General features: G+C 72.2%; 5 protein-coding genes. 3 read left to right on the plus strand and 2 right to left on the minus strand.

The features are described 5' to 3' along the window. From AOK01_RS22280 to AOK01_RS22290, 3 genes are all read left to right on the plus strand, one after another. On the plus strand, positions 1–3,774 hold a 3,774-nt coding region (locus AOK01_RS22280; RefSeq protein WP_157871437.1), incomplete at its 5' end, for an SDR family NAD(P)-dependent oxidoreductase. Positions 3,775–3,791: 17 nt separating this feature from the next. Beyond that, positions 3,792–8,867, plus strand: a complete 5,076-nt coding sequence (locus AOK01_RS22285; protein ID WP_055514440.1) for a type I polyketide synthase — start codon at positions 3,792–3,794, stop codon at positions 8,865–8,867. A gap of 34 nt (positions 8,868–8,901) precedes the next feature. Then, positions 8,902–11,637 carry an AAA family ATPase gene (locus tag AOK01_RS22290; protein WP_169800153.1) on the plus strand — a complete coding sequence of 912 codons (2,736 nt, stop codon included), beginning with the start codon at positions 8,902–8,904 and terminating at the stop codon, positions 11,635–11,637. A 131-nt stretch (positions 11,638–11,768) separates the two neighbouring features. Here the strand turns inward: AOK01_RS22290 and AOK01_RS22295 are convergent, their stop codons facing one another. Continuing rightward, on the minus strand, positions 11,769–13,214 hold the full coding sequence (locus AOK01_RS22295) for an NAD(P)/FAD-dependent oxidoreductase (protein WP_079103660.1): 1,446 nt from the start codon (positions 13,212–13,214) through the stop codon (positions 11,769–11,771). Further along, a complete protein-coding gene (locus AOK01_RS22300; RefSeq protein ID WP_079103661.1) occupies positions 13,211–13,726 on the minus strand; it encodes a nuclear transport factor 2 family protein in 516 nt (171 codons plus the stop codon). Before AOK01_RS22300 ends, AOK01_RS22295 begins: the two co-directional genes overlap by 4 nt. Positions 13,727–13,743 lie beyond the last annotated feature (17 nt).

Here is a 13,743-nt window from a genome sequence, read left to right on the forward strand (position 1 = left end):
GCCGGTGGTGGGGATGCGGCGGGTCTGGGGTTGGTGGCGGCCGGACACCCGTTGCTGGGCGCGGCGGTGGAGTTCGCCGACCGGGGTGGCTGTCTGCTGACCGGGCGCCTGTCGCGGTCGGGTCTGGCCTGGCTCGCCGATCACGTGGTGGCCGGCACGGTGTTGGTGCCGGGTGCCGCGTTGGTGGAGTGGGCGTTGCGGGCCGGTGACGAGGTGGGCTGCGCGATGGTCGAGGAGCTGATGCTCCAGGTTCCTGTCGTGGTGCCGGAGGCTTCCGGACTGCGGGTGCAGGTCGTGGTCGGTGAGGCGGCCGACGACGGACGCCGCGACGTGCGGATCTACAGCCGCACGGATGCGGAAGCCGTCGGTGGTGACGACGTGTGGATGTGCCACGCGACCGGCGTCCTGGTCCCCGAACCGCCCGCCGACCCTGCCGAAGACCTGGTCGGAGTGTGGCCCGCGACGGGCGCGGTGCCGGTGGACCTGGAGGGTTTCTACGAGCGGATCGCAGAGGCCGGTTATGGGTACGGTCCGGCGTTTCAGGGTCTGCGTGCGGTGTGGCGGCACGGCCAGGACCTGTTGGCCGAGGTCGTCCTGCCCGAGGCCGCCGGCTCCCACGACGGGTACGGCATCCACCCCGCCCTCCTGGACGCCACCCTCCACCCGGCCCTTCTGCTCGACTGGTCCGGGCAGCCGCAGGACGACGGCAAGATCTGGCTGCCGTTCGTCTGGAACGAGGTCTCCTTGTGGGCCGCGGGCGCCGGGACCGTGCGCGTGCGACTGTCGCCCGGCCACGACGAGACCGAGCGGGAAGTGCGGGTACTGGTCACCGACGCCACCGGGACGAACGTTCTGAGCGTGGGCTCCGTGACGCTGCGCCCCGCCGACATCGGGCAGTTGCAGTCCGCGCAGGCAGGCGACGGTGGTCTGTTCACGGTGGAGTGGACGCCGCTTGCGGCTTCACGGTCCGAGGCTGCGGAGGGTGGCGAGTGGACCGTTCTCACGGGTGGTGTGGGTCTGGCCGACGTGGTGGTGGCCGGTGGTGATGTGCCGTGGGCGGTCCTCGCGCCCGTGGAAGTGGCCGATGCCGATGCTGATGGTTTGTTGGTTGTCGAGCGGGTGTTGTCGTTGGTGCAGGGGTTTTTGGCTGTGCCGGAGTTGGTGGAGTCGCGTCTGGTGGTGGTGACGCGGGGTGCGGTGGCGGCCGGTGGTGATGGTGGCGGCGATGTGGATGTGTCGGCTGCGGCGGTGTGGGGTCTGGTCCGTAGTGCGCAGTCGGAGAACCCGGGCCGCTTCGTCCTGCTGGACACGGACGGCGGGGAGTTGCCGCAGGCCGTGCTCCGTCAGGCCGTCCAGGATCTCGACGAACCCCAACTCGCCCTGCGCGAGGGCGAGGTGCGGGTGCCACGGCTGGTCCGAGCGGCCGGCGGCGCCCTGATCGCACTGCCCAACGAGCGCGCCTGGCGGCTGGACAAGGGCAGGGCCGAGACCCTGGAGAGCGTGGCGCCGGTCGCGTACCCGCAGGTCATGGAACCCCTGGCTCCCGGCCAGGTACGCCTCGACATCCACGCCGCCGGCATCAACTTCCGTGATGTCCTGGTCAGTCTGGGCATGGTGCCAGGACAGATCGGCCTGGGCGGTGAAGGGGCCGGCGTCGTGACGGAGGTCGGTCCCGGCGTCACCCATCTGTCGGTCGGCGATCACGTCATGGGCGTACTGCACGGCTCCTTCGGCCCGGTGGCCGTGGCGGACACGCGGATGGTCGCGCCGGTTCCGCAGGGCTGGGACATGCAGGAGGCGGCCGGTATGCCGGTCGCGTATCTGACGGCTTGGTACGGGCTGGTTGAGCTGGCCGGTCTGAAGGCGGGCGAGCGGGTGCTGGTCCATGCCGGTACGGGTGGTGTGGGGATGGCGGCGGTGTGGATCGCCCGTCATCTGGGTGCGGAGGTGTATGCCACCGCGAGCCCCGCCAAGCATGCCGTGCTGGAGGAGATGGGGGTCGATGCCGACCACCGGGCGTCCTCGCGGGATCTCGGTTTCGAGGAAACGATCCGGCGGGTCACCGGTGGGCGGGGTGTGGACGTCGTGCTCAACAGTCTCACCGGTGAGTTCATCGATGCCTCGCTGCGGTTGTTGGGGGAGGGCGGCCGGTTCCTGGAGATGGGCAAGACGGATCTGCGCGTGCCCGAAGAGGTGGGTGCCGAGTATCCGGGCGTCACGTACACCGTGTACGACCTGGTCACCGACGCTGGACCGGACCGTATCGAGGCCATGATGAGGGAGCTGGGCGAGTTGTTCGCCTCCGGTGCCCTTGCTCCGTTGCCGGTGCGTTCCTGGCCGTTGGGCAGGGCGCGTGAGGCGTTCCGGTTCATGAGTCGGGCGAAGCACACCGGCAAGCTGGTGTTGGAGGTACCGGCTGTTCTTGATCCGGAGGGCACGGTGCTGATCACTGGTGGTACCGGGGTGCTCGGTGCGGCGGTGGCGGAGCATCTGGTGCGGGAGTGGGGCGTTCGGCATCTGCTGCTGGTCGGCCGTCGTGGTCCGCAGGCTCCGGGGAGCGGCGAACTCGTTGACAGGCTTGGCGGGTTGGGTGCCGAGGTCGCTGTCGTCGCGGCCGATGTGAGTGATCCGGTGTCGGTGGCGGAGCTGGTGGGGAGGTCGGACCCGGCGCATCCGCTGACCGGTGTGGTGCATGCCGCCGGTGTGCTGGAGGACGCGGTGGTGACCGCGCAGACCCCGGAAGGGCTCGCACGGGTGTGGGCGGCCAAGGCCACCGCCGCGGCGAATCTGCATGAGGCGACGCGGGGGATGCGGCTGGGCATGTTCGTGGTGTTCTCCTCGGCTGCCGCCACCCTCGGCAGTCCGGGGCAGGCCAACTACGCGGCGGCGAACGCCTACTGCGACGCACTGATGCAGCATCGCCGGGCCACGGGTCAGACAGGCCTGTCGATCGGATGGGGTCTGTGGCAGACCGCCGGCGGCATGAGCGGAGGGCTCAGCGACACCGACGTCGCCCGGATGGGACGTATCGGTGCCAAGGCGATGAGCAACGAGCAGGGTCTGGCCCTGCTCGACGCCGCACACCGCCACGGTCACGCCCACCTGGTCGCCGCCGACCTCAACACCCGCATGCTGGCGGGCAAACCTGCCGTGGCCCTGCCCGCCCTCCTGCGCGCCTTCGCAGGTGGGCAGGGGTCCGCACGGCCGACGGCCGCCATCGCCCGGCAGGACATCGACTGGGCCGGAAAGCTGTCGGTGCTGACCGCCGAGGAACAGCACCGCACCCTGCTGGACCTGGTCCGGACGCACGCGGCGGTCGTCCTCGGGCACGCCGGTGCCGACGCCGTCCGTGCCGACGTCCCCTTCCAGGACCTCGGCTTCGACTCCCTCACCGCGGTCGAACTGCGCAACAGGCTGTCCGCCGTCACCGGCCTCCGCCTGCCCTCCACGTTCGTCTTCCGGCACCCCACCCCGTCCGCCATCGCCGACAACCTGCGCCAACAGCTGTGCCCCACGGCAGGCGATCCGGCGGCGCCGCTCCTCGGCGAACTGGACAAACTGGAGACGGCGATCGCGGGGCACGCGCACGACGAGGACACTCGCGGCCGTCTGGCGGCACGCCTGCAGAGCCTGCTGTGGCGCCTGGACGACACCCCGGGCGGCGCGGGAGGCGCGGGAAGCGTGGGTGACGGCGGCGCCGTCGACGACGGAGAGCTGGAGTCCGCGTCGGACGACGAACTCTTCGAGCTGATCGACCGAGACCTGCCTTCCTGAACAGGAGTGGAGAAGACATGCCGGGTACGGAGGACAAGCTTCGCCACTATCTGAAGCGGGTGACGGCGGATCTCGGCCAGACACGTCAGCGCCTGCGTGATATGGAGGAGCGGCAGCGGGAACCGGTGGCCATCGTCGCGATGGCCTGCCGGTACCCCGGCGGTGTGATGTCACCGGAGCAGCTGTGGGACCTGGTCGCCTCGCGCGGCGACGCCATCGAGGAGTTCCCCACCGACCGTGGCTGGGAACTGGGCGGCCTCTACCACCCGGACCCGGACCACCCGGGCACGACCTACGTACGGGAGGCCGGGTTCCTGCGGGACGCCACGCGGTTCGACGCCGACTTCTTCGGCGTCAACCCGCGCGAGGCGCTCGCCGCCGACCCGCAGCAGCGGATGCTCCTCGAAGTGTCCTGGGAACTGTTCGAACGGGCGGGCATCGACCCGGCCACGCTCAAGAACAGTCTCACCGGCGTGTACGCGGGAATGTCGAGCCAGGATCACATGTCCGGGTCGCGGGTGCCGCAGGAGGTCGCGGGGTACGCCACCACCGGCACCCTCGCCAGCGTTCTGTCCGGCCGTATCGCCTACACCTTCGGACTTGAGGGCCCGGCGGTGACGCTGGACACGGCGTGCTCGGCGTCGCTGGTGGCGATCCACCTGGCCTGCCAGGCCCTGCGGCAGGGTGAGTGCACCCTGGCCCTGGCGGGCGGTGTGACCGTGCTGTCCACGCCCACGGCGTTCGTGGAGTTCGCCCGGCAGCGTGGCCTGGCGCCGGACGGCCGGTGCAAGCCGTTCGCCGAGGCGGCCGACGGCACCGGATTCTCCGAAGGCGTCGGACTGGTCCTCCTGGAGCGGCTTTCGGACGCGCGACGCAACGGCCACCAGATCCTGGCGGTCGTACGGGGATCGGCTGTGAACCAGGACGGCGCGAGCAACGGCCTGACCGCTCCCAACGACGCCGCCCAGGAACGGGTGATCCACCAGGCCCTCACCAACGCCCGCGTCACCCCGGACACCGTGGACGCCGTGGAGGCGCACGGTACGGGCACCACCCTCGGCGACCCGATCGAGGGCAACGCGCTCATGGCGACGTACGGGAAGGGCCGGCCTGCGGACCGGCCGCTGTGGCTCGGCTCGGTGAAGTCGAACATCGGTCACACGCAGGCCGCGGCGGGTGTGGCAGGCGTGATCAAGACGGTGATGGCGATGCGGCACGGCGAGCTGCCCGCCTCGCTGCACATCGACCGGCCCACGCCGCACGTGGACTGGGAGGAGGGGGGAGTACGGCTGCTCACCGACCCCGTGCCGTGGCCCCGGTCCGACCGCCCCCGCCGGGCGGGTGTCTCCTCCTTCGGTATCAGCGGCACCAACGCCCACCTGATCGTGGAGGACGTTCCGGAGCCGGTGGACGGGGGTGCCCTGGACGATGCGGACGATGCGGACGGCGCGGATGACGTGAGCGACGTGAGCGATGTGGGTGGTGTGGTGCCGTGGGTGGTGTCGGCGCGCAGCCCGGGGGCGTTGCGGGAGCAGGCACGTCGTTTGAGTGACGGTGTCGGTGACGCTCCGGTGGCCGGTGTGGGCTGGTCGTTGGTGAGGGCGCGTGTGTTGCATGAGCACCGGGCTGTGGTGGTGGGTCGTGAACGGGGGGAGCTGGTGGCCGGGCTGAGGGCGTTGGCTGCTGGGGAGATGCATGCCGGGTTGGTGGGGCCGGCTTCGTCGCGGGGCGATGTGGTGTGGCTGTTCAGTGGTCAGGGCAGTCAGTTGGTGGGTATGGGGGCTGGGTTGTATGGGCGGTTCCCGGTGTTCGCGGCGGCGTTCGATGAGGTGTGCGGTCTGTTGGAGGGGGAGTTGGGGGTTGCTCCGGGTGTGCTGCGGGAGGTTGTCTTCCACGGTCCGAAGGAGCGGTTGGATCACACCACGTGGGCGCAGGCGGGGTTGTTCGCGTTGCAGGTGGGTCTCGCGCGGTTGTGGGAGTCGGTGGGGGTGCGTCCTGATGTGGTGATCGGACACTCGATTGGGGAGATCGCGGCTGCGTATGTGGCGGGGGTTTTTGATGTGGCGGATGCGTGTCGGGTGGTGGGGGCGCGGGCGCGTCTGATGGGTGCGCTGCCCGGGGGTGGTGCGATGTGTGCGGTGCAGGCCACGCCACAGGAGCTGGCCGCCGACCTGGAGGGTTCCGGTGTAAGTGTGGCGGCGGTCAACACGCCCGGCTCGACGGTGGTTTCGGGTCCTGTCGGCGAGGTGGGGCGGATCGCCGCGCTGTGGAGTGGGCGGGGGCGCAAGACCAAGGCGCTCACGGTCAGCCATGCTTTCCACTCGGTGTTGATGGAGCCGATGCTGGAGGAGTTCGCGGATGTGCTGGGCGGGGTGGGTTTCCGGCGGCCGTCGATTTCGTTGATCAGTAATGTGTCGGGTCGGGAGGCGGGTGAGGAGATCGCGTCTGCCGCGTATTGGGTGCGGCATGTGCGTCAGCCCGTGCTTTTCCAGCCCGCGATCGCCGAGGTTGCCTCACGGGCGGGTGTGTTCGTGGAGCTGGGCCCTTCCCCGGTCCTGACCACCGCCGCCCAACACACCCTCGACGCCCTAGACGCCCTAGACACCCTCGACGCCCTTGACGCCCTTGACACCCTGGACCGGACCGACCGTCCTGAGCCGGTCGTGACCGCCTCCCTCCATCCCGGCCGGCCGGACGACGAGACCTTCGCGCAGGCTATGGCCCGTCTGCACACGGCGGGGATCGCCGTGGACTGGTCGGTGTTCTTCCCGGCCGACCCCACCCCCCGACCGGTCGAGCTGCCCACCTACGCCTTCCAGCGCCGGCGCTACTGGCTGGCGGACCTCCAGGCGTCCGAGGACGTGTCCCCGGAGGACGGCGAGGCGGCCGGGTTCTGGGCGGCCGTCGAAGACGCGGACAGCCAGGCTCTCTGCGACACCCTGCATCTCCAGGACGACGAGCGCAGGTCGGCTCTGGAGACGGTCCTCCCGGCCCTGGCCGAGTGGCGGCGTGAGCGACGCGAGCGGTCGGTCGTCGACACCTGGCGCCACCGGGTCGACTGGCACCGCGCCGAACTCACCGCCCCCGCCGCCCCGGAGGCGTCGGAGGCATCCGAGGCGTCCGAAACCGGAGCCTGGCTGGTCGTGGCTCCCGCGCTGGGGGCAGGGGCCTGGCCGCAGGTGTGTGCTCGGGCGCTGGAGGAGGCCGGTGCCCCGGTGACTCTCGTCGAGGTCGGCCCGCGCACCGGCCGGGCGGACATGGCGGAACTGCTCCGCTCGCGGCAGGCCCAGTCGCCCGATGGCGCGCCGCTCGCCGGAGTGCTGTCCCTGCTCGCCCTCGACGAGCGCACCGGCGCCGCCTCCTCGGCGGCCGAAGGACCGGCCGACGGACCGGGGGACGGACCGGGGGACGGACCGGCCGGCACCCTGACGCTGGTGCACGGCCTGCTGGACGCGGGACTTGAGGCGCGCCTGTGGTGCGCCACCCGCGGCGCCGTCTCGTGCGGCGACACCGACCCCGTGGTCTCCCCGGCGCAGGCCCCGGTCTGGGGGCTCGGCCGAGTGGCGGCCCTGGAACACCCGAAGCTGTGGGGCGGCCTGCTGGATCTGCCCGCGGAACCGGAGAGCCTCGACCCGGGCGCGCTGCACGCGGCGCTGTGCGGAGACAGCGGTGAGGACCAGATCGCGTTGCGCGGGGCCGGGCCGCTCGCCCGCCGTCTGGTGCCCGACGAATCCGCCGACGACGACTCCCGGGGGAGCTGGCAGCCGCACGGTGCCGTCCTGGTGACCGGCGGCGTCGGCCGGCTGACGGACCAGGTCGTACGGTGGCTCGCCGCGTCCGGCGCCACACACGTCGTCCTCCTGGACCCCGACGGCACCACCGGTCGCGGGCAAGGCGGGCTCGCGGCCGAAGTCGCGGAGCACGGCGTGGAACTGACGGTGCTTGCGGGCGTGCCGAGGAACCGCGAGGCGGTCGCGCGCGCACTCGGCGAGCTGACGGACGTACGGATACGGACGGTCATCCACACGTCGCTGCCCGGCGAGCTCGCGCCGCTGGCGGAGGTCACGCCCGACGCGCTCGGCACGGCCGTCTCCGCCGCCGTCGAGCTGGGCGCACTGGCGGGTGCGGAACCGGTGGAGACCGTGCTGTTCTTCTCCTCCGTGGCGGCCACGCTCGGCAGCAGGGAGCACGGCGTGTACGCCGCCGCCAACGCCTATCTCGACGCGCTGGCACAGCGGCACGAGGCCGACGGGCCGCGGACGGTCTCGGTGGGCTGGGGCATCTGGGATCTGCCGGACGACGGACAGCTCGCGCGCCACGCCTCGGGTCTCTCGCGCCGGCAGGGACTGCCGCCGCTGGACCCGCGGTTGGCGCTCAGGGCGCTGCGCACGGCGCTGGACGGCGGCGGGGGACACCGGCTGGTCGCCGACATCGAGTGGGAGCGGCTCGTGCCGCTGTTCACGCTGGCCCGCCCCACTCGCCTGTTCGACGCGGTCCCCGCGGCCCTGCGCGTACGGGAGGCCTCGCCGGAGAGCGCCGAGAGGGCGGAGACCACCTCGGCACTGCGTGGTGAACTGGCCGCCCTGCCCGAGCGGGAGCGGACCGGTGCGGTCCTGGACATGGTCCGCGGACAGGTGGCCGGTGTCCTGCGGTACGAGCCGGGGCAGGAGGTGGAGCCGGAGAAGGCGTTCAAGGATCTGGGTTTCGACTCCCTCGTCGTGATGGAGCTGCGCAACCGGCTGCGCGCCGTCACCGGGCTCCGGCTGCCCGCCACGCTGGTCTACGACTATCCGACACCCCGCGCCCTCGCGGAGCACCTCCTGGAGAGGGTCCTGCCCGACGGTGGCGCGGGAGAGCTTCCGGCAGCCGCGTATCTGGACGACCTGGAGACGGTTCTCGCCGGCCTCCCGGTGGACGACCCGCGTCGCAGGGGACTGATCCGGCGCCTGCAGACCGTGTTGTGGAAGCAGCCGGACGCGGCAGGGGCGACGCCCGCCGCCGACGAGGGTGAGCAGGGCACGGCGGAGGACATGTCCTCGGCGAGCGCCGACGACATGTTCGCGCTGATCGACCGCGAATGGGGAACTGTGTGACGCGCGCCGCGCGGCACAGCAGATGATCACGGGAATGGGGCGAGCGGTGAACCTGGTGGGACAGACCGACGAACTGGCCGCACTGCAGGGCGTCTTCGACTGCTCCCCGCACACCCGCGGCAGCCTGGTGGTACTCAGCGGCGCTGTGGCCACCGGAAAGACCGCGCTGCTGCGGGAGTGGACGGACCGGCTGGGCCGCCGCGGCGCCCTGGTGCTGACCGCCGCCGCGTGCCGCGCCGAGCGAGACCTTCCGCTGGGCGTCCTGGAGCAACTGCTGCGCAGCCCGGACCTGCCCGCCGCCGACTCCGGACGCGCGCTGGCATGGCTCGACGAGGCAGGCGCCGACGGAAGTTCCGCCCTTGCCGCGCCCGCGCTGCGCGGGCTGTGCGAGGAACTGCGGGGTCTGCTCGACGGGCGGCCCGTCGTCATCGCCGTCGACGACGCGCACCACGCCGACACCGCCTCGCTGCAGTTCCTGCTGTACGCGGTACGGCGGCTGCGGTCGGCACGGCTGCATGTGGTCTTCACCGAGTACGCCCAGTCGAATGCGGCGAACGCCCTGCTCGGCAGCGAGTTCCTGCGCGAGCCCGCCCTGCGCTGGATCCGCCTGGAACCGCTGTCGAAGGCCGGGGTGGAGGCCATGCTCGCGCAGCACCTGGACGAGCGGACCGCCCAGGACCTCACCCCCGCCGTCCACGGGATGAGCGCGGGCTACCCGCTTCTCGTGCAGGCGCTGATCGACGACCACCGCCGGGTGGGCGGCGCCGGGGAGGCGTACCGCCGCGCGGTCCTCAGCTTCCTGTACCGGCACGAGGAACCGTTCGCCCAGGTCGCCCGCGCCGTCGCCCTGCTGGGCCGACAGGCCGGACCGCTGCTGCTCGGGCGGCTCCTCGACCTCGATACGGCGTCCGTCGAGCGGGCCGTGCACCAGTTGACCGTCGCGGAGGTACTGCACGAGGGCCGCCTGTGCCATCCGGCGTTCGAGGCGGCGGTGCTGGACGGCATACCGCCCGAGGAGCACCGCGCGCTGCACGGGCGGGTGGTGGAACTGCTGCACGAGGAAGGCGCGCCGGCCACCGAGGTGGCCGCCCACCTCGTGGCCGCCGACCGGTCGGACACCCCCTGGGCGGTGCCCGTCCTCCAGGAAGCGGCCCGACTCGCCCTGGACGACGACCAGGTGCAGACGGGCATCGATTATCTGCGCGCCGCGCACCGGCGCTGCCGGGGCGCCGAGGAGCGGGCCGCGGTCGTCGGGGCGCTCGCCGACGCGGAGTGGCGCCTGGACCCCGCGAAGGTCCTGCGGCACCTGCCGGAACCCGCCGGCGCGGACACCGCCCCGCCCCTGCCCACTCACCTCCTGTGGCACGGGCGCGTCGACGAGGGCCTGGACGCGATCGGCGCACTCACCGGGCCGGGCCGGGCCGGAGTGCCGGCGGTGAACGAGGCCGACCTGGACACGCCATGGCTGTGGGGTGCCTACCTCTACCCGGGCCACGTCAAGGAGCGCCTGGCATCGGGGGCGAACCCCACGCCCCCGCAGCGCGGCTCCGCCCCGCCCGCGCTCACCCCCGAACTGCAGGGCGCCGGCACCCTGTTGAACGATCTGCTGCGCGGTGACGAACGCGACGCACCCGAAGCGGCCGAGCGCGCCCTGAACCGCTACCGGCTCGGCCCCCGTACCGTCGCGGTCCAGACGGCCGCCCTGGCCGCCCTGACCTACCGCGACCGGCCGTACCGGGCGGCGGCCTGGTGCGAAGGCCTCCTCGCGCAGGCCGGTGAGCGCAACAGCCCCGCCTGGCAAGCCCTGTTCACCGCCTGGCGCGCCCTGATCCACCTGCGGCAGGGCGACCCGGCCGCGGCCGCCCGGCGCGCCGAAACCGCCCTGGAGCTGCTCGGCCCGAAGGGCTGGGGCGTGGCGGTCGGCCTTCCGCTGGCGGTCGCCGTGCAGGCCAAGGCCGCCCTGGGCGACGTGGACGGGGCCGCTGCCCTCCTGGACAGACCCGTGCCGCAGGCGGTGTTCCAGACCCGCACCGGACTGCACTACCTGGCGGCGCGGGGCCGCTATCACCTGGCCACCGGCTGCTACTACGCCGCCCTGTGCGACTTCTACGCCTGCGGGAAGAGAATGAGCGGCTGGGGAGTGGACCTGCCCGCGCTGGAGTCGTGGCGCCTCGGCGCCGCCGAAGCGTACCTGGCCCTCGGCGAGACGCTCATGGCCCGCCATCTGGTGGCCGAACAGTTGGCGTTGCCGCTCCCCGCGCGTGGCCGCACCCGGGGAGCGACCCTGCGCCTGCAGGCGGCGACCTCCCCCCTGGCGGAACGGGCCGTACTGCTCGACGAGGCCGTGGCGGTTCTCCAGGACAGCGGCGACGCCTTCGAACTGGCGCGGGCCGTGGCCGACCAGAGCGTGGCCGTCCGCGGAGGAGGCGATCTTGAACGCGCCCTGCTGCTGGCCCGTAAGGCGCAACTCCTGGCCCGGCGCTGGGACGGTGCACCCCTTTCCTCCGTCGTCACCCCCGAAGTGCCGGAACCGCCCCACGGGCCGGCCGCCGAAGGGGGCGACGCGCACGAACCCGTCGTGCCGTGCGGACCGGAGGTGCAACTGTCCGGCGCGGAACGCCGGGTGGCCGAGCTGGCAGCCGACGGCTACACCAACCGGGAGATCTCCCGGAAGCTGTACGTCACCGTCAGCACCGTGGAACAGCACCTGACCCGGATCTACCGGAAGCTCAACGTCAAGCGGCTGGACCTGCAGGCGGCGCTGAGGTAGCGCACCGGCCACCCGGGCCCGGGTCCATGGCCGACGGCGACCCGGTCCCATGGCCGACGGCCCCGGTTCCACGGCTGAGGCGGCCCACCCCGTACAGGGGAGGCCGCCTCAAGCGCGTACGGACACCGGGGTCAGGAGCGTACGACCGCCGGTGTGACCGTGGCTGGGTCGAGGTTCACCAGGGCCAGTTCCTCCGGGCGCAGCGGGGGAGCGGTCAGCTCCGGAAGGCGTTCGTCGGCGCGCAACGCCATCAGGAGGCGGTTGGAGCCGAGTTCGCTCTGCGGGGCGTTCAGGCTCATCACCTCCGTGACGATCTCGGACGCCTTCGGGGAGCGGATCGACGCCGCGGTGATGGCTTCGGCGAACCGCAGGCGCTGCTCGGTGTCCACGCCGGTCAGCCGCGGGTCCGTGGCGGCGACACGGCAGTTGACGTAGTCGATGTCCTTCGTCGCGGCCAGGATCCACGGGTCGTCGACCGCCGCGCCGATCGCTTGCTGGAGACGGCGGGCCGACCCGGTGCCACTGTGCCGGCCCAGGGCGAACTCGCGGTCGAGGGTGTCGGCGCAGCGCGCGGCCGAACTCATGCCATGACCGTAGATCGGATTGAACGCGCTCAGGGAGTCACCGACGACGAGCAGGCCGTCGGGCCACTGTTCGAGCCGCTCCGGGTACAGGCGGCGGTTCGCGCCGGACCGGGAGCCGAAGACGCGGGTGAGCGGCTCGGCGTCCCGCAGCAGTTCGGTGATGATCGGGTGGCTCAGCTCCTCGGTGAACGGAAGGAACTCGTCCTCCTTGGCGGGCAGCCGGACGCCCCTGGTGCAGGAGAGCGTCGCGAGCCACCGGCCGCCCTCGATGGGGTACACCACACCGAAGCGGCCGGGCTCGCGCACCTTCTCGTCACTGGCGATGTTCACGGCGGGGAAGTGGGCCGTCGCGCCGGGCGGGGCCTGGAAGAGCCGGGTGGCGTAGGCGACACCCGCGTCCACGACGTCTTCCTGGAGGGCGGGCACACCGAGCGCCGACAGCCACTGCTTGAGATGGGAGCCGCGGCCGGTGGCGTCGATCACCAGATCGGCCTCCAGCGTCTCGTGCCGGCCGCTGTCGAGGTCGTGGACGACGACGCCGGTGACCCGGCCGGCGCCGCCGGTCGGTCCGACGGCCTCGGTGCGCTGCCGGACCTCGATGTTCCCGGCCGCGAGCGCCTGCCGGCGCACGGTCAGGTCGAGCAGCGGGCGGCTCGCGACGATCGCGAACTGGGTGGCGGGGAAGCGGTGCTGCCAGCCCTGCCCGGTCAGGGTCACCAGGTCCTCGGGGAAGCCGAGGCGGCGGGCGCCTGCCGCGAGGAGCCGGTCGGTGGTGCCCGGCAGCATGTCCTCGATGAGACGGGCGCCGTTGGACCACAGCAGGTGGGCGTGGCGGCCCTGGGGAACTCCCTTGCGGTGCTCGGGCTCCTCGGGCAGCGCGTCCCGTTCCACGACGGTGACAGTGTCCACATGGCGGGCCAGGACGTGGGCCGCGAGGGTGCCTGCCATGCTGGCACCCAGGACGACGGCGTGTGCGGGGCGGGTGGTGGTCACGCGCGGATCCCTTCGGGGCGGTGGGTGCCGGCGGACCCTTCGATCGCGCTTTCGGCGGCGTCTTCGGCGGCGGCGTCTTTGGCGGTTTCAGCTTCTTCGGCGGTTTCAGCGTCTTCGGGGTTTCCGGGGTTTTCGGTTTCGTCCATGGTCACGTCCGTGACTCCCCAGAACGCGTCGACCCGGCGTCCGAGCCCGTTCTCGTCGAGTTCGACGACGCCGACGACGCGGAACGTCATCGGCCGCGGCCACCGCACGGTGATCGTCGAGGGTGCCACGACGAAACGGTCGTCCATCGAGGTCACCGGCTGCCCCGGCACCTCGTACGTGCCGCAGGAGACGGCCAGTTCGAGATGCCTGCGGAGATCGCCCTTGCCCACCATCGGTGGCCGCCCCACCGGGTCCGCGAAGACGATGTCGTCCGTGAACAGGTCGAGGACGCCTTCGATGTCACCGGCGTTGATCCGCTGGGCATAGTCGACGACCATCTTCTTGCGCGTTGCCTCGTCGGGCATCGCACCTCCAGGAAGAG

Origin of the sequence: Streptomyces aurantiacus, assembly GCF_001418335.1 — a bacterium.
Taxonomy (GTDB): Bacteria; Actinomycetota; Actinomycetes; order Streptomycetales; family Streptomycetaceae; genus Streptomyces; species Streptomyces aurantiacus.